We start from the raw sequence: 15,972 nt of genomic DNA, 5'->3' as shown, positions 1-15,972 counted from the left end.
ATATGTCGAGACGTCGCTCTGCTCAGTTCCCGCTGCCCGCACTTGTCGCGGGCAGTACGCTGCTGGTGCTCCTTACCGTCGGGATGGTCCCCGCGCACGCTGCCGACAAGGCGGTCGCGATGGTCAGTGCGTGGACTGGAGCCGTGAGCATTCTCGCTCTTGGCCTCGGCGCGTGCTTGCTCGCGATCGGGCGTCGTCTGGGTAACCGAGAGGGAGTCGCGCTGTGAGGCTGGGAACCACCATGACCAGGGCGGCCGCCGTGCTAGCGGCCTTCGGACTGCTCGCCGGATGCGCCTCGAGCACTGCACGGGATGACGGTGAGGTGCTGGATCCGGTGGAGACGGAGGCGGCCGGAGAACCGCAGGACGCCGCTCCCGCGTCGTCCACGGAGGAGGCAGAGGAACAGGATGAGGACGCCGCCGCACCGGCGCCGTCCACCGACTATCTGGACGAGCTCTATGCCGATGGGCTGCACGAAGGCGTCGCTCCGGCAGCCCCGGGCACCGCCTACATCGAGATCGGAGGGGAGCGCTTCGAGTTCACGACTCTCTCTTGTACCGTCAACGACGAGCCAGGTCGCGGCCAGTTCATCGTCAGTGCGAGTGAGGAGAGCACCGGCAGCGGCCACCGTCTCTACCTCAGTCGTGAGATCGGCGCCGATCTCGGCTTCAACTTCGAGAACGAGCACGTTCAGTTCGCGCACCTGATCGACTCCGGTGACGACGAGGCCATGGCGCAGTACAGCAACTCGATGGCGCAGCACGGGCGTGACGAAGGTGAAGAACCTGACTGGCTGGAGGGCGCCGGCGAGTCCCCACTGGTGCGTGCTGTCGGCGATGAAGCAACGGCGATCGGCACGCTGGCCGGGGTCATGTTCGCCGAAGAACCACTGGAAGGCGACTTCGTCGCCGCCGCGACCTGCCCCTGACAGTTCCTCACACCACTTCACCGACCAGGAGAGACATGAAGAAGAGTACTGCCGCCGCGTTCGCGCTCACCAGCGCGCTGCTGCTCGCGGGATGCGGCTCGGGCGACGACCACGGCGCAGCGAGTGACGACACACAGAGCGGGGCCGGCGACTCCGTGCACGTCTCCGCCGAGGAGGCCGATGCCGACGGCACCGGGGAGGGGGGCGGTGACACCGTCGCCACCGCAGAGGATGACGCCGACGGCACCGAGGAGGGGAATGGTGCGAGTTCGACGACAGCTGCCGAAGGTGTGGTGTCTGTCGACGGCTACGAGGTCACCTTCACACCGGAGACCTGCCTGACCGGGGATCACATCATCGTCAGCGGGCCGGGCACTGACGACACCGGGGCACCGGCCTTCGTGGACTCCGGCGACAACAACCAGTTGAACGTGTACATCGGGACGGACGACCCCTTTGGCGAGGCCGAGCGAGAGTATGAGCACGCTGACGTCCTGGGGGACCTGGCCGGACTCCACGTCGAGGGGTCACGCATCACCGCCAGTCCCGAGATGGTCCGCACCGACGACGGCTCCTATGCCGCCGTCGGCAACGCGGAACTCCAGGTGACCTGCGACTAGCGAAAGGGAGGACGCCGGCGACGAGCCTGGTCAGGGGGAAACTCCGTGGACGTCTCAAAGAATGCTCGGGTGGATCGGCGCTCGCACCGGCCTACCCCGCTTAGCCAGGTTCACCGGGGAGGCGCGGGCGAGGGCGTTGATATCGATGGTCCCGGTCGGACGCGTGCGCAGGTGGAAGGCGAAGATGGCCGCTCGTGCCTCGCGATCGGGAGGGAGCACGAGCACGGTGCGGTCGAACCTGCCCGGACGGCGTAACGCCGGATCAACCTCCCAGGGTTGGTTCGTGGCAGCCAGGACGAACACGCCGTCATTGTCGGTGCCGACCCCGTCCAACTCGCTCAGCAACTGGTTCACCGCGGTGCGCATCATGGAGGTGGAGGTGTGGCTGCGGCGGCCACCGAGTGCGTCCACCTCGTCGAAGAACAGCACGCACGGTGCCTCCCGGCGGGCGAGTTCGAACGCGTCGTGCAGATTGCGTTCGGATTGGCCGAAGTGCGGGTCGAGGACGTCGGTGATGCCGTTGGAGAGGAACTTCGCCCCCAATTCACCCGCCAACGCCCGGGCGATGAAGGTCTTTCCGCATCCCGGAGGACCGTAGAGCAATAGCCCGCCACGCAGGGTCTTGGCGAAGCGTTGGCGCAACTCGGGATTGCGCAGCGGCGCGAAGAATGCCGCGTTGAGTCGGTCTTTGACCGTCTTCATCCCCCCGACATCGGCCAGCGTGATGGCCGGTGTGTCGATCGAGTACCGGTCGTTCCCGACGTGCGGCCCTTCGGCACTGCTGGTGTGCGGGCCCTCGGAGTCTGGGAAGAGGGGATCGTCGGGGGCGTGGTCGAACTGGGACTGGGCCGCGACCCAGTCGAATTCATCCGGTTCCCCGCCTGCCGGTGCCGCGCCGGGTTCCGGCGCTTCCGTGCCCGCCCCGGAACCCGGCGGGCCGGGCTGCAACGCCGGGCCATGATGGCCCGAGCCTCTTCATTGGAGGGATCGACCCCCAGGGCCGCGGCGGCCTCGGCTACCGCACCGGCGCCGTCGCCGGTCTGTAGCAACTGTTCGGCCAGGTGCACCCGTAGTGTCACGTCCTGCGGCGCTGCCGCGACCGCGCGGCGCAGTGCGGCGATGAGGTCGGGCTCCAGAGCCAGAACTTACCGTGAGGCCTCGCGTAGGTTGGGGGAGTATGAAGTACGCGTTGAGCATCCCCCCGTTCACCGACGTGGCCACTGTGATGGCCCTGGGCCGGGAGGCCGAGGACGCCGGATGGGACGGGGTGTTCCTGTGGGACCACGTGCAGTGGACCCAGGGCATGGAGGTGCACGACCCGTGGGTGCTGCTCGGCGCTCTGGCCCAGGCCACCGAGCGGGTGGTGCTCGGACCGTTGGTCACCCCATTGTCGAGGCGGCGCCCGTGGGTGGTGGCCAAGCAGATCACCACCCTGGACCACCTCAGCAACGGTCGTGCGGTGCTGGGCGTCGGACTGGGGGAGCCGCCGGACCTGGACTTCGCCGATCTGGGTGATGAGGCCGACGGCAAGGTGCGGGCTGCGATGCTCGACGAGGGGCTGGACCTCATCGACCAGTTGTGGCGGGGCCCGACCGACTTCGACGGAGAGCATTACCGGGTCAGGGCGAACTTCCTGCCCAGGCCCATCCAGCAGCGCCCGCCGATCTGGGTTGCAGGTGGGCTGCCGAATGTTCGGCCCCTGCGCCGCGCGCGCCGCTGGGACGGCATCGCGCCGATGGCCGAGTCGTTGCCCACACCCCGGGAACTGGTCGCCTACCTCGACCAGGTGCCACATGCGGCGGAGCAGGACGGCGAGTGGGACGTGGTCGCCCCCTGGGCCGAAGGCGTGCCGGCACAGGAGTACGCCGATGCCGGCGTGACCTGGCTGGTGGTATCGGCCTGGCCCACCGAGGTGGGCTGGGTGGACGAGATGCGCCGAACGATCAATACGGCGCTGCCCCGATAGGAACGCAGTTGCCTGGCGGCCGAAATGGCCGGCCATGAATCATGGCGGCATTTCCGGACCGTTCGGGCCCGGATTCTTCCTAGGCCCGGTGGAATCGGCCACGACGATCCTCCCGACGCGAATTCGCGGCGTCGACGTCGCCGCCGCCACGGCGGTGACGTGCAGGTTCGGCACTTGCTCCCGCGGCGTCCGGTACTTCCGGATGAACCGCCTCTCACCCACCGGCATTACCATCTGGCACCCCGCGATCGGGAACTAATCCGGTCCGCGCCGCCAAATAGTGATCAAGTCGTCAGGAAAATCGATACATTTCATGAGAGAATAGAAAGGCTGGCTCGCAGCGGTCGCGTACGTTCCTCCATAGGGGTGTAAGTTCCGCTGTGTCATCACCCACCGATGGTGGGTCTCGAGACGACCGCCGGTGGGCCTCAAGAGCCGACCCAAGCGGTCGAGTGTGGCGCTCGTTCGTCGAAGGGTCACGCATTGAATTTCACCAAGGGTCAGGTCATCGTCCACCCCCACCACGGACCGGCGACCATCACGAAGACCACCACGCGCACCCTACGGGGCACGCGCATCCGCTACCTGAAGTTGCAGGTGTCCGGAACTGACCTCGTCGTCGAGGTTCCCGAGGAGCGGGCTGAGGAGACCGGCCTTCGTCCGGTGCTCGGCATCGAGGATCTGCGGGAGATCTTCGACGTGCTGGCGGCTCCGAGCGAGGAAGAGCCCTCAAACTGGTCCCGGCGCATCAAGGCCAACACCGACCGGTTCCGTAGCGGCGACATCCGCACGATCGCCGGACTGGTCCGCGACCTCAGTCGTCGCCTCGACGGCAAGGGTCTGTCGTTCGGTGAGAAGAACCTCCTGCGCGACGCCCTGATCCCGCTGGTGGCGGAGATCTCCATCGTGCTGTCGATGGACGAGGCCGAGACCGAGGCCACGATCGATGCGGCCATCCTGCAGGGCACGATCCCGCCGATGCCCGCGCTGGCCGCCGCCAGCTGAGCGGGGGCACCTCACGGGCCGGCCGCGAGACCATCTTTCGTGGCCGCCCGTGTTCGGCTGCCCGGATGGCAGGGCGGCAGGACCATGGCTGAGATCGCTCCGCCTGCGGCCGTCGGTGGTCTTCAGAACGGGGGCCAGGGGATTGTGGGCATCTCACCCGCGGGAGCGGGGAACCGCGCGTGGCGCAGCAGGTGGTCGCACCGCCCGACCAGTGCCGCGATCTCGGAACCGGAGATCAGTTCGCCGAGGGGGTCGCCCAAGTCGGTGTCCAGAGCGCCCTGGAGGCGCTCCAGGCCCGCCAGCTCCTCGGCGTGCAGATCATGGCCCAGCCACCCCCACAGGACCGTGCGCAACTTGTTGTCACTGTGGAAGGTGAGCCCGTGGTCCACGCCATAGCGGTGCCCATCGGTCATCTCCAGCACGTGCCCGCCCTTGCGGTCGGCGTTGTTCACCACGACGTCGAACACGGCCATCCGCCGCAGCACCGGCGAGTCCTCGTGGATCAGTGAGACCGGACGGTCCTGTGCGTCCAGGCCGTCGAAGACGTGACACCAGCCTTCGGCGGGAACGTCGTCGGTGGGGACCAGGTCGACAGCCTGCTGGGCCGGATCGGGCTGTTGCCACACCTGAACCATCCCCGGGCCGAAGGGGCCATCGCGCAGCCAGGTCCGTGGAACCAGGTCCCAGCCGAAGGACTCCGAGACGAGATAGGCCGCTACCTCCCGGCGGGCCAGGGTGGAGCCGGGGAAGTCCCAGAGGGGACGTTCGCCGGCCACCGGCTTGTAGACAACCTTCACCGTGCCGATCCGGCCGAGGAAGGTGGCGTTGGAAGCCTGGATGATCCGACCCTCCAGGACGAGTTCGCCGTCTCGAAGGTCGGCGGGAATCACGGGAAACCGTCGGTCAGATCGCAGACATGGCCGTGCGGATCCACCGGCTCGCGGCAGAGCGGACACAGTGGCCGGCCTGCGCCCACCACGGCCCGGGTGCGTTCGGCGAATGCCCGCGCGGCGCCGACCGGGATCCGGACCACAAGGGACTCCTCCGGTTCCGGGGCGAGCGGCTCGAGCGTCTCAGGATCGACCTCGGGGGCCGCGAGGGCCTCGATGACGATCTGGGAGGTCGAGGCGTCCCAGCCCAGCGTCAGCGCACCCACCCGGAACTGCTCCTCCACGGGCTGATCCAGCGGGTCGTCGTCGAGAAGTCGTTCCGGTGGTGACTCCGGAACGCTGAAGGGGTTGTCCGGGTGGGACATCAGTTGATCGAGGAGCTTGTCGATCTGCTCGGCGAGCGCGGCCGACTGCTCCTTCTCCAAGGCGACGCTGACGATCTCGGCCTTGGTGCGGGCCTGCAGGTAGAAGGTACGTGAGCCGGGCTGACCGAGCGTGCCGACGACGAACCGATCGGGCCAGTCGAAGCTATGGACGATGCGGGACACCTCTCCATGTTAGGAGTCGCCGGAGGCATGTGCGTGCCCGGGCCCCGCTCCGCCACCGACCCGGGCTTCGCTTGCCTGCTCGCGCAGCCACGATAGGTCTCCCGCGTCGGTGTTCATGGCGAGCACCTCGGGGCTTGTGGTCGTGTACCGCACGATCGACACCGATGCCGGATGGACGTGGATGCGTTGGAACAGGTCGAGGTGCAGACCGAGGGCGTCGGCCAGGATCGACTTGATGAGGTCGCCATGACTGACCACCGCCCATACCGCCGCGGATCCGTGCGTGGCCTGGAACGCTGCGTGATGACGTCGCACCGCCGCAACCGCCCGTGCCTGCATCGCGGCCAGGGACTCACCGCCGGGGAACACCGCGGCCGCAGGGTGTCGTTGGACCACCGTCCACAGGTCCTCCTTTGCCAGGTCGGCGATCTTGCGGCCCTGCCAATCGCCGTAGTCACACTCGGTCAGAGCGGTCTCGGTCGGTGCCGTCGGGGAGCCGGTTTGGTGCGCCAGGATCGCGTTCGCGGTCTGTCGGCAGCGCTCCAGCGGGCTTGAGACGACGCCCACCAAGGGCACGGCGCCGAGGCGCCGTCCGGTGCGCTCGGCCTGTTCCCGCCCGGTCTCATCGAGTTCGATACCGGGCGTGCGGCCGGCCAACACACCGTCGGCGTTCGCGGTGCTACGACCGTGCCGGACCAGGATCACCGTGGACATGTGTCCCGATCCTAAGGGCCCGGCTCTCCGAAGAGGGTTGTTCCCGACCCCCGTGTGACACGCTGGGAGGACCCGTTCACCCTACGGACCTGACGGACGACGCCGTCTGCAAGGAGGAAACCATGTCGCGCCCGAACACCCTTGGACCCGACACCAACGCTGTGCACGCCGGCCGGGAGAACCTCGGCCAGGCGCACGTTCCGCCGATCGACCTGTCCAGCACCTACCAGATCACCGATGTGGAATCGGGTGGGGAGTCCTATGAGGTGCTCGCCGGTGGCGGGCGTCCACAGCCGGGCGGCTCGATGGTCTACTCCCGGCTCTGGAATCCCACCGTGGGCCGGTTCGAGGACGCCCTGGCCACGATGGAACGTGCCGAGGAGTCCGTCGCCTACGCCTCCGGCATGGCGGCTTTGTCCGCAGCCCTGTTGGCCGCCGTGCAGGCCGGCACCCCGCACGTGGTCGGGGTACGTCCGCTCTACGGGGGAAGTGACCACGTGCTGGCCACCGGACTGTTGGGTACGGAGGTGACCTGGGCGCGGGGGGACGGCATTGCGGCTGCGCTGCGGCCCGACACCGGCCTGGTGATCATCGAGACTCCGGCCAACCCCACCCTGGAACTGCTGGACATCGCCGCCGTGGTTGCCCAGGCCGGGGAGGTGCCGGTACTGGTCGACAACACGTTCGCCAGCCCGGTCTTGCAGACTCCGGTCGCGCAGGGGGCGCGACTGGTGCTGCACTCGGCCACCAAATACCTCGGTGGCCACGGCGACATCGTGGGCGGTGTGATCGCCACCGATGCCCACTGGGCCCGCCGGCTCCGGGCGGTGCGGGCCCTGACCGGTGGCCTGTTGCACCCGCTGGCCGGGTATCAGCTGCACCGCGGTCTGCAGACGCTTCCGGTGCGGGTCCGGGCCCAGCAGGAGGGTGCCCGCCAGGTGGCCAGAGTCGTGGCTGAGCATCCCGCCGTCGCCCGGGTGTATTACCCCGGGCTGCCCGGTCAGGATCCGAAGGGACTGGTCGGCACGCAGATGTCGGGGCCCGGGGCGATGTTGGCGGTGCAGGTGCACGGCGGCTTCGAGGCAGCGGTGCGGGTGGCCGGGCGGTGCCGGCTGATCGGGCACGCGGTCTCCCTTGGTGGCGTGGACTCCCTCATCCAGCACCCGGCCGCTCTGACCCACCGCCCGGTGGCACCGGAGGCGCGTCCCCATCCGGACGTGCTGCGGATCTCCGTCGGGTTGGAGGACCCGGTCGATCTCATCGCGGACCTGCAGCAGGCCCTGGGCGACCCGGCGCCGAGGCACCGCCCCTGCGCCCAGGCATCGCCGTCGGCCCCGGTGCGGACCACACCCTCGACGCACCACGCCTCGACGTGAGTGCGTCGAGGCGGTGTGGTGCCTGAGACGTGGCTCGCATCCGGCGGCTCGACGTGGCTTCCGCCGTAATCGGGGCGGCATCGGTCAGGATGGCGCCATGGTCACTGACGTGGATCGCGCGCACCTGCGCCGATGCGTGGAACTGGCACGCGCGGCCTTGGACGGCGGGAACTCGCCCTTCGGCTCGCTGCTGGTGGGATCGCAGGGCACCGTGTTGTTCGAGGACCACAACCGGGACGCCGAGGGTGATCGCACCCGGCACCCGGAGTTCTCGATCGCCCGGTGGGCCGTGGCGCATCTGGGACCCAAGCAGCGATCGGCGGCGACCGTGTACACCTCCGGCGAGCACTGCCCGATGTGTGCGGCCGCGCACGCCTGGGCAGGTCTGGGCCGGATCGTCTACGCCACCTCCTCCGATCAGTTGCGGGGCTGGTGGGGTGAACTCGGGGCGGCACCCGCGCCGGTGGCACCGTTGCCTATCGCTCAGGTGGCCCCCGGAATACGTGCGGAGGGCCCGGTCGAGGAGTTCGCCGAGGAGGTTCGTGATCTGCAGCGCCGTTACCACCAGGACTGAGCGAGCAGGCGGCGCGGCGTGACCACGAACCGTGGCGAGCGGCCGGGGGGCCCGGCCCCGGCTGCGGACCTTGACGAGTCGACCCGGGTCCGGGTCCAGAAGCGCACCCTGACCGTGGTGGTGGTCAGCCAGGTCCTGGGCGGGGCGGGTCTGGCCGCCGGTATCACCGTGGGCGCGCTGCTGGCCCAGGAGATGCTCAGCCGCGACGGGCTGGAAGGGCTCCCCGTGGGTCTGTTCACCCTCGGGTCGGCGCTCGCGGCCTACCTGGTGGGGCGGTTCACCCACCGGTGGGGAAGGCGGGTGGGTCTCGGGATCGGGTTCGGCGCCGGGGGCATCGGTTCGCTCGGTGTGGTCCTGGCGGCGGTCACCGGCAACGTGCCCTTGCTGTTCGTGTCCTTGTTCGTCTACGGCGCCGGCACCGCGACCAACCTGCAGGCCCGGTACGCCGGGACGGACCTGGCCCTCCCGGCGCGGCGGGGCGCGGCGATCAGTATCGCGATGGTGGCCACCACCCTGGGTGCGGTGGCCGGGCCGAACCTGGTGGAACCGTTGGGTGTCCTGGCCACGACCCTGGGGATTCCGCCGCTGGCCGGTCCGTTCCTGCTCGCCGGCGTGGCCTACCTGGCGGCCGGGGCAACCTTGATGGTGTTCCTGCGGCCGGACCCGTACCTGCTGGCGCGTCGCCGCGACGCTCGGGCGGCGGAGGGTGCCGGGACGGCGGAACCCCCCCGGGCGGCGGAGGGTGCCGGGACGGCGGAAGGCCCCCTGACGACGGAAGCACCCGGACGAGCGCCCGGTCCTACGGGTCCGGACACGGCCGAACCGGCGCCCAGGGCGGGTGTGGGGGCGTACGTGGGTGCCACCGTGATGGTGCTCAGCCAGATCGCGATGGTGGCGATCATGACGATGACGCCGGTGCACATGCGGGCCCACCACCACGACCTGGCTGCGGTGGGGCTGGTGATCGGCATCCATGTCGGTGCCATGTATCTGCCGTCCCTGATCACCGGGGTGCTGGTGGACAAGGTCGGTCGCACCCCGATGGCGATCGCTTCGGGAATCACGCTGCTGCTGGCCGGGCTCACCGCCGCGCTGGCGCCCGCGGACTCCCTGTTCTGGCTCATCCTGGCTCTCGCTCTGCTCGGCCTGGGCTGGAACTTCGGGGTGATCGCCGGAACGGCTCTGGTGGTCGATGCCACCGTTCCACAGAACCGCCCGCGTACCCAGGGCACTATCGACGTCCTGATCGCTCTGGCCGGCGCCGGTGGTGGTGCCATGTCCGGTGTGGTGGTCGCGGCGACAGACTTCGCCACGCTGTCCCTGGCCGGCGGGGTGTTATCCCTGATGTTGATTCCGGTGCTGGTGTGGGCCCGGCGGCGCGGCCGCCGCACCCCTGACGCGTGAGACGACGACCTCCGGACAGATCCCGTGGACCGTTGTCATCGAACCCGGGCCGCACGGCCCGTGGCCCCGGACACCGGATCGGTGCCCGGGGCCACGCCCCCCGGTTCTCCCGTGTGGCGGCTACTGCAGGTTCACCGTCACCCCCCGCGAGAACATCGAGCCGTGGAGTTCCACCGCGGCCGGTTCGGCGTCTGCTGGGATATCGAAAACCAGGGCGGTCCGGGCGGTGTTGCCCGGGTTGATCTCGGTCAGCAGGAACTCGCCGTCGTCGAGGAGAAGGGCGGCCGAATCGTCGGCGGAGTGGGTGCGTCCCTCGGTGTCGACCAGGCCCTGCTCGGACGTCCAGAAGGTCTCGGCGGCACTGCCGGTGTTGGTTACCTCGAGGTAGACCAGCACGAACTGACCCTGGGGCTGCTCGTTCAGGAACTCCGACCCGATCCGGCCCACGCCGGTCTCGACCTCGGTGACCACGAACTCGAAGTCCCCATCGGATACGTTCTCACCGATCCCGGGCGCCTCGGCCGGCTCATCGTCCTGCTGCGCGGCATCCGCGTTCGTCTCCGCGGACTGACCGGGTGCGGCGCTGGTGCCCTCGTCCCCATCCCCGGAGGTGGCGATGCCAATGACCGCGACGAACGCGAGGACAGCGAGAAACCCGGTGAGGATCTTGTGCCGGGCGAACCAGTTCCGCTTGCGAGGTGCGGGGGGCTCCGGCTGTGCCGGGCCGGGGTAAGGGGCGTGCGGTGCCGCGGCACCGTGCGGTGGACCGGTAGGTGTTCCCGGCGGCGGACCCTGTGGATGCTGACTCATGATGCTCCTGTTCCTCGATGGCGAACCTGCAGTACGTCATCGAGCCTTTCCGCCCGGACCCCGTCAGCGCTTCGTCCGATCCGGTGCACCCGGCCGGCCGAAAGTCGTAGCCGGGCGGTGGTGATCATGGCCAACCGGATGACGTCCGTTGTGGGTGGTGATGCCTACGATGCGTGACATGACCAGCCCCGGCCCGGATCGCCCGCTGCCCGAGCGTGCCCCGCCGGCGCCAGTGGCGACGGGACCGCCTCCTGAGCCGGTCACCACGAGCCGGCGGATAGTGGGCTGGGCCGGAACCGCGATCGCGGTGACTCTCGCGTTCATCGGAACCCTGTTGGATGCCACCTTCGCCACCGGTGGGATGCCGGACCTGGACTCGGCGGTGCTGTGGTGGCTGGTGTGGGTACTCGTGGGGGGCGGCGCAGCGGTTGCGCTGGCCTGGCGCATCCAGCACGCGTTCGTGGTGTGCCTGGTGAGTGCGGCGCTGTTCGCCGTGTTTCCCGTGGGACCCATCGGGGCGATGTGTGCGCTGGTGTGGGTCTACATCACCCAGCGCTGGCGGAACGTGGCCATCGCCACCGCAGCAGTCGTCGCTGCCCTCAGCATCGGGGCCTGGCGGGACCACGCCCGGGGTGTCGACGCGATGTTCGTCTTCGTCGATGATGTTTCCGGGGAGACGGTGCAGATGAACCCGGTGGGCTATGTCGCCCTGGTGGTGCTGGGCGTGGGGTTGACGGTAGCGATCGGGATGGCACGCCGCTATCGCGCGAGCGCCCGTGCCGCCCGGCAGGCCGAGCGGGCGCACGAGCGCGCCGCGCATCAGTTGCGCACGGAACTGTCCCGTCAGGAGGAGCGCGACCTGATCGCCCGGGAGATGCACGACACCGTGGCGCATCACCTGTCCCTGGTATCCCTGCACGCCTCGGCGCTGGAAGTCACCGCCGCCGATCCCGGCACCGACGTGCCCGGGGCGGCCCGTTCGATGCGGTCGGCCGCGCACAGAGCGCTGGAGGAGATGCGCTCGTTGATCAGCACGTTGCGCGACTCCGCGGCCTCGGACCGCCTCGGCGCAGATGCCCCCACGCTCGATGACCTGCCCGGGCTGGTGGACGATGCCCGCAGCGCCGGAGCGGACATCACCCCGATGATCATGGTCTCCGGAGCGGAATCGGCCCCGCCGGCGCTGACCCGAGCGGTCTACCGGATCGTGCAGGAGGGCCTGACGAACGCGGTCAAGCACGCCCCGACCGCACCGGTGCGCCTGGACCTGCGTGCCGCTCCCGGGCGGGGCGTGCAGGTCACGGTGACCAACCGCCTGCTCCCACAGGGGACCGGCGGGTCCGGGTCATGGAGCGGCGCCCCGGGGCGGTTCGGATCGGCAGACGCCGTCGTCGGGCCTCCCGGCAGTGAGCCGGGGCCGGCGCCGGGCTCAAGCGGATCCGGGCTGCGCGGGATTGCCGAACGGGTGCACATGCTCGGGGGAACCTTTCAGGCAGGAGTCGACGGCGACACGTACCTCCTGCACGCCGAGTTGCCCTGGGTGGCGACCACCTCGGGGTAGCGCCCCCACCCGACGTGTGCGCAGGCAGCCGGGGCGGGCGAAAGAGAGTGCCGGCGCGCCGAGTGTTGCCGGGGGCGGCTGCCGCGTCGTTGCCGCTGGGCGGTGTCGGAGGTCGGTTCTAGACTCGGCTGAATGATCCGGGTACTCGTGGTGGACGATGACGCGATGGTGCGTCAGCTACTGCGCACCATCATCGAGCAGGCCGATCTTTCCGTGGTCGCCGATGTCGGCGACGGCGATGAGGTCATACCCGCGGTGCACAAGCATCATCCCGACGTTGTCGTGATGGACCTGCGGATGCATCGCGTCAGCGGAGTGGAAGCGACCCGGTCGGTGATGGCCCTGCCGGACCCGCCGGGGGTGATCGCCCTGACCTCCTTCGACAGCGAGGACGTGATCCTGGAGGCCGTGCACGCCGGGGCCCACGGCTTCCTGGCCAAGGATGCCGACCCGGCCGAGATCATCACCGCGATCCGCTCGGTGGCCGCCGGCGACGGAGCGTTGTCCCCGCGAGCGGCTCGTACGGTGATGACCCACGTCCAGGCCGACACCTCCGGTCAGAAGCGCCGGGAGGCCAGGGAGCGGGTGGAACGGCTCACGGACCGGGAGCAGACGATTACCACTGCGGTTGCCGCCGGTCTGACCAACGCCCAGATCGCTCGCCAGAACTACCTCAGTGAGGCCACCGTCAAGACGCACCTGACGAACGCGATGACCAAGCTCGACGCAGCCAACCGGGTGCAGGTGGCGTTGGTGATCGACCGCGCCGCCAGTGGGCGCTCGCACGGGTAGGTTGGTCGGGTGCGACGAGCGGAGAAAGTGGAGCGGATCAGCGAGATCCTCGAGGACCTCTACCCGGAACCGGTGCCGGCGTTGGACCACACCGACGCCTACACCCTGCTGGTGGCGGTGGCCCTGTCCGCCCAGACCACCGACAAGAAGGTCAATGAGGTCACCCCGGTTCTGTTCGCGGAGGCTTCGACACCGGAGCAGATGCATGCCCTTGGTGCGGAACGGATCCGGGAACTGATCCGTGAGATCGGCCTGGCACCCACCAAGGCGCGCAACCTCTGGACCGCGGCCGGGCAGATCATGGACGCCGGGGGCGAGGTGGTCCCGGACTGGGAGTTCCTGGAGTCCCTGGCCGGGGTGGGGCACAAGACCGCGAGTGTGGTGATGGCCCAGGGGTTCGACATCCCGGCCTTCCCGGTCGACACCCACATCTTCCGCCTGGCCCGCCGCTGGGGGCTGTCCACCGGCACCACGGTGGAGAAGGTGGAGGCCGACCTCAAGCGCGCCTTCCGCAAGGACACCTGGAACCGCCGTCACCTGCAGATCATCTACTTCGGCCGGGAGTACTGCCCGGCGCAGCGCCACGATCTGGCCATTTGCCCGATCTGTTCCTTCGCGGCCACCAAGAAGCAGATGCAGTCCGAGGCCAAGGCCCGCGCCGGGCGCCGCAAGACCACACCCGCACCCGTCGACGTCGTGCCGGCTGCGGCCAAGCGCGGCCGCTGAACTCACGCGCAGCGGCTGCCAGTCAGCGGATCACCATGGTCGTGGAGCCGGTGGAGCCGGTGGTGCTGGTGTCCACTTCGATGAACAACCGGGTCAGTCGGTCCCCCCAGACCTCGGTCAGCATCGGGTCATCGAGTTCCTGCACCTCCAGGCCGGCGGGCAGGTCCGGATCCCAGGTGAGTTCGAGAGCATCCTCGCCCTGCACGGGCGTCACCGTGGCGCGCCCGGGTTCGACGAGCCGCACCGACCCGGCCAGGATCCAGTGCACCCGGGTGGGTCCGGTCTCACCGTCCGGGGCGTCCAGGTGCCAGGAATCGCTCACCCGCACCTCGCCGTCGCCCAGTTCCGCCCGGCGCACCCAGGTGCGCACATCCGCGCGCGGGTAGGCCGCGGCCAGGTCCAGTTCCATGCCCCGGGGCGCGTCGTCGTCGGGCAGCACCGAGACGCTCCGCGCCCGGTACTGCTCCCCGTCCCGTTGTCCACTGCCGCGGATCAGCGGCACGCTGTGCCACTGGCTCTGCATGGGCCACAACTGGTACCGGTCCGGTCCGAACGTCTGCCGGGTGTAGGTGGGCCGTCCGGCATCGACCACCACGGGCACCCCGTTCAGGGCCACCGTCACGGCGCCGATGTCGTTGTGGTTGTGGTTCTCCCCGTTGTGCCCGCCCTTGATCGCCAGGCTCAGGCGCGGCTCCCGCTGGGCGGGGCCATGACGCACCAGCATCTGGACCGAGGGCAGCCACACCGCGGGTTCCGGGGCAGGTTCAGCACCCCCGGCGGCGGCGGCGAAGGCGGTGTCGGTGATCGTGTGCAGGATCCGGCCCAGTGAACTGGTCGGGCGCCGGTGCACGGTGATCAGCGGCTCCCCGGGGCGGACCTGGGCGGCGGCATGGTCCCGGGCCCGCTCGTCGCTGAGGCGCACCGCCCAGCGGTAGGGCACGTTCCAGGGGACCCCGGGGTAGGCGCGGGCCGCGCTGTCGGCCACCCCGACGTACCAGCCCTTCCCTAGGTGCATCCGGTGCAGGTAGGCCAGTGCGGCTCCGACGGCCGGGATCGCGCCGGCGTCGAGCTCGCCTCCGGTGGCGTGGTGCAGCACGTCGAGCATCTCCAGCAGCCGGCCGACGCCCTCCCACCAGTACGAGGCGCCCTCATCGACGGCGCCATCGGCCGGCAGCGAGTCCACGAAGTTGTCGGCGTCGGCGATGGTCTGGGCCACGATCCGGGCGCGCAGGTCCGCCTCTTCGGGTCCGTCGAGCAACCGGAGGGCGGCCAGTGCGACGTTGCCGCAGATCCACGGGTTCCAGTTGTTCACCCGGCGCTCGGTGCCGATCCACCACCAGTCCCGCCGCTGCAGGTAGGGGTCCAGCACCCGCAGCCGGGCCTCGCGGCGCAGCCTGGTGCGCAGGCCGGGGAAGTGCTCGTCCAGGGACGCGCCGAGCAGGTGGTCGGTCCAAGCGATCTGGGCGACGACCTCACCGGCGCCCAGGTCCAGCACCGGGGCGTCCGGGTCGGGTAGCAGCCAGCCGCGCTTGCTGAAGGACTCCTCATGGGCGGGCCAGCACCAGGTGGTCTGCTCGCACAGCTGGATCAGGCCGTCGGCCACATCATCGAGCCAGTGCGCCTCGCCGGTCGCGGCCGCGGCGATGACCGCTCGGGACAACCGGCCCTGCCGGGTGAAGATCTGCTCCTCGTAGCCCACCCGGTTGTCGGCGCGGACGTAATCGGCCAGCAGCGTGGCGAGCGTGTGCGGCCAGGGTTGCTCGCGGTCGCGCTGCGCGGTCTCGATCAGGTCGGTCACGGTGGGGTGGTGCAGCCGGCCGGCCCCGAGGTCCCAGACCCCGCGGTCGGTGGCCGGGGCCACCGGCAGTGCCTCGTCAGGGGTGCGCAGCACGTGCCGCAGCGCCGGCGCCTCGGCCCGATCCCCCCACAATGCGCGCATCGGAGTGGTGGAGTCCTGCACGCCGCCTCCATCCGAAATGTTCGTTTCTGTCCGGGTTCTAGGCCGCCATGGCCGATTTGCGGATTCTCCACTCTAGGATTGCGACGACCAATTGCCGA

At 69.7% G+C, this 15,972-nt stretch carries 16 protein-coding genes; 10 read left to right on the top strand and 6 right to left on the bottom strand.

What is annotated here, in order from left to right; genetic code table 11:
- Nucleotides 1-322: 322 nt before the first annotated feature.
- Nucleotides 323-928, top strand: a complete 606-nt coding sequence (locus tag ACO0LV_RS07375) for a hypothetical protein (RefSeq protein WP_424787234.1) — start codon at nt 323-325, stop codon at nt 926-928.
- A 35-nt stretch (nt 929-963) separates the two neighbouring features.
- Nucleotides 964-1,548: a hypothetical protein gene (locus tag ACO0LV_RS07370; RefSeq protein WP_424787233.1), complete on the top strand. Its 585-nt coding sequence runs from the start codon at nt 964-966 to the stop codon at nt 1,546-1,548.
- 54 nt (nt 1,549-1,602) lie between these two features.
- On the opposite strand, the gene ACO0LV_RS07365 is transcribed toward ACO0LV_RS07370, so the two are convergent.
- The gene (locus ACO0LV_RS07365; RefSeq protein ID WP_424787232.1) at nt 1,603-2,496 is read right to left on the bottom strand and encodes an ATP-binding protein; all 894 of its coding nucleotides are present in this window, start codon (nt 2,494-2,496) and stop codon (nt 1,603-1,605) included.
- A 229-nt stretch (nt 2,497-2,725) separates the two neighbouring features.
- On the opposite strand from ACO0LV_RS07365, the gene ACO0LV_RS07360 reads away from it, so the two are divergent.
- Both ACO0LV_RS07360 and ACO0LV_RS07355 read left to right on the top strand, forming a co-directional pair.
- Nucleotides 2,726-3,514: an LLM class flavin-dependent oxidoreductase gene (locus tag ACO0LV_RS07360; protein WP_424787231.1), complete on the top strand. Its 789-nt coding sequence runs from the start codon at nt 2,726-2,728 to the stop codon at nt 3,512-3,514.
- 483 nt (nt 3,515-3,997) lie between these two features.
- Nucleotides 3,998-4,519, top strand: coding sequence for a CarD family transcriptional regulator (locus ACO0LV_RS07355; RefSeq protein ID WP_424787230.1), 522 nt, complete (start codon nt 3,998-4,000; stop codon nt 4,517-4,519).
- Nucleotides 4,520-4,641: 122 nt separating this feature from the next.
- Here the strand turns inward: ACO0LV_RS07355 and ACO0LV_RS07350 are convergent, their stop codons facing one another.
- From ACO0LV_RS07350 to ACO0LV_RS07340, 3 genes are read right to left on the bottom strand one after another with little or no spacing between them, the layout of a single operon-like run.
- Nucleotides 4,642-5,409, bottom strand: coding sequence for an SCO1664 family protein (locus ACO0LV_RS07350; protein WP_424787229.1), 768 nt, complete (start codon nt 5,407-5,409; stop codon nt 4,642-4,644).
- On the bottom strand, nt 5,406-5,957 hold the full coding sequence (locus ACO0LV_RS07345) for a DUF3090 domain-containing protein (protein WP_424787228.1): 552 nt from the start codon (nt 5,955-5,957) through the stop codon (nt 5,406-5,408). Before ACO0LV_RS07345 ends, ACO0LV_RS07350 begins: the two co-directional genes overlap by 4 nt.
- 9 nt (nt 5,958-5,966) lie before the next feature.
- Nucleotides 5,967-6,671, bottom strand: coding sequence for an MSMEG_4193 family putative phosphomutase (locus tag ACO0LV_RS07340; protein WP_424787227.1), 705 nt, complete (start codon nt 6,669-6,671; stop codon nt 5,967-5,969).
- 122 nt (nt 6,672-6,793) lie between these two features.
- On the opposite strand from ACO0LV_RS07340, the gene ACO0LV_RS07335 reads away from it, so the two are divergent.
- The 3 genes from ACO0LV_RS07335 (at nt 6,794) to ACO0LV_RS07325 (ending at nt 10,025) form a co-directional block, all read left to right on the top strand.
- Nucleotides 6,794-8,047 carry a trans-sulfuration enzyme family protein gene (locus tag ACO0LV_RS07335; protein WP_424787226.1) on the top strand — a complete coding sequence of 418 codons (1,254 nt, stop codon included), beginning with the start codon at nt 6,794-6,796 and terminating at the stop codon, nt 8,045-8,047.
- Between the two features lie 97 nt (nt 8,048-8,144).
- On the top strand, nt 8,145-8,621 hold the full coding sequence (locus tag ACO0LV_RS07330) for a nucleoside deaminase (RefSeq protein ID WP_424787225.1): 477 nt from the start codon (nt 8,145-8,147) through the stop codon (nt 8,619-8,621).
- Nucleotides 8,622-8,639: 18 nt separating this feature from the next.
- Nucleotides 8,640-10,025 carry an MFS transporter gene (locus ACO0LV_RS07325; protein WP_424787224.1) on the top strand — a complete coding sequence of 462 codons (1,386 nt, stop codon included), beginning with the start codon at nt 8,640-8,642 and terminating at the stop codon, nt 10,023-10,025.
- Between the two features lie 120 nt (nt 10,026-10,145).
- On the opposite strand, the gene ACO0LV_RS07320 is transcribed toward ACO0LV_RS07325, so the two are convergent.
- Complete coding sequence (locus ACO0LV_RS07320; RefSeq protein ID WP_424787223.1) at nt 10,146-10,835, bottom strand: DUF4352 domain-containing protein; 690 nt, start codon at nt 10,833-10,835, stop codon at nt 10,146-10,148.
- Nucleotides 10,836-11,013: 178 nt separating this feature from the next.
- Between ACO0LV_RS07320 and ACO0LV_RS07315 the strand changes: the two genes are divergently transcribed.
- From ACO0LV_RS07315 to ACO0LV_RS07305, 3 genes are all read left to right on the top strand, one after another.
- Complete coding sequence (locus ACO0LV_RS07315) at nt 11,014-12,396, top strand: sensor histidine kinase (RefSeq protein ID WP_424787222.1); 1,383 nt, start codon at nt 11,014-11,016, stop codon at nt 12,394-12,396.
- Between the two features lie 132 nt (nt 12,397-12,528).
- Nucleotides 12,529-13,188: a response regulator transcription factor gene (locus tag ACO0LV_RS07310; protein ID WP_424787221.1), complete on the top strand. Its 660-nt coding sequence runs from the start codon at nt 12,529-12,531 to the stop codon at nt 13,186-13,188.
- 9 nt (nt 13,189-13,197) lie between these two features.
- Complete coding sequence (locus tag ACO0LV_RS07305; RefSeq protein WP_424787220.1) at nt 13,198-13,914, top strand: endonuclease III domain-containing protein; 717 nt, start codon at nt 13,198-13,200, stop codon at nt 13,912-13,914.
- Nucleotides 13,915-13,936: 22 nt separating this feature from the next.
- On the opposite strand, the gene ACO0LV_RS07300 is transcribed toward ACO0LV_RS07305, so the two are convergent.
- On the bottom strand, nt 13,937-15,874 hold the full coding sequence (locus ACO0LV_RS07300; protein ID WP_424787219.1) for a heparinase II/III domain-containing protein: 1,938 nt from the start codon (nt 15,872-15,874) through the stop codon (nt 13,937-13,939).
- Nucleotides 15,875-15,972 lie beyond the last annotated feature (98 nt).

The organism is Pseudactinotalea sp. Z1739 (assembly GCF_049725055.1).
Lineage (GTDB): Bacteria > Actinomycetota > Actinomycetes > Actinomycetales > Beutenbergiaceae > CALKWS01.
The sequence above is the reverse complement of the archived record's forward strand: the minus strand, read 5'-3'. Positions and strand labels throughout refer to the sequence as shown.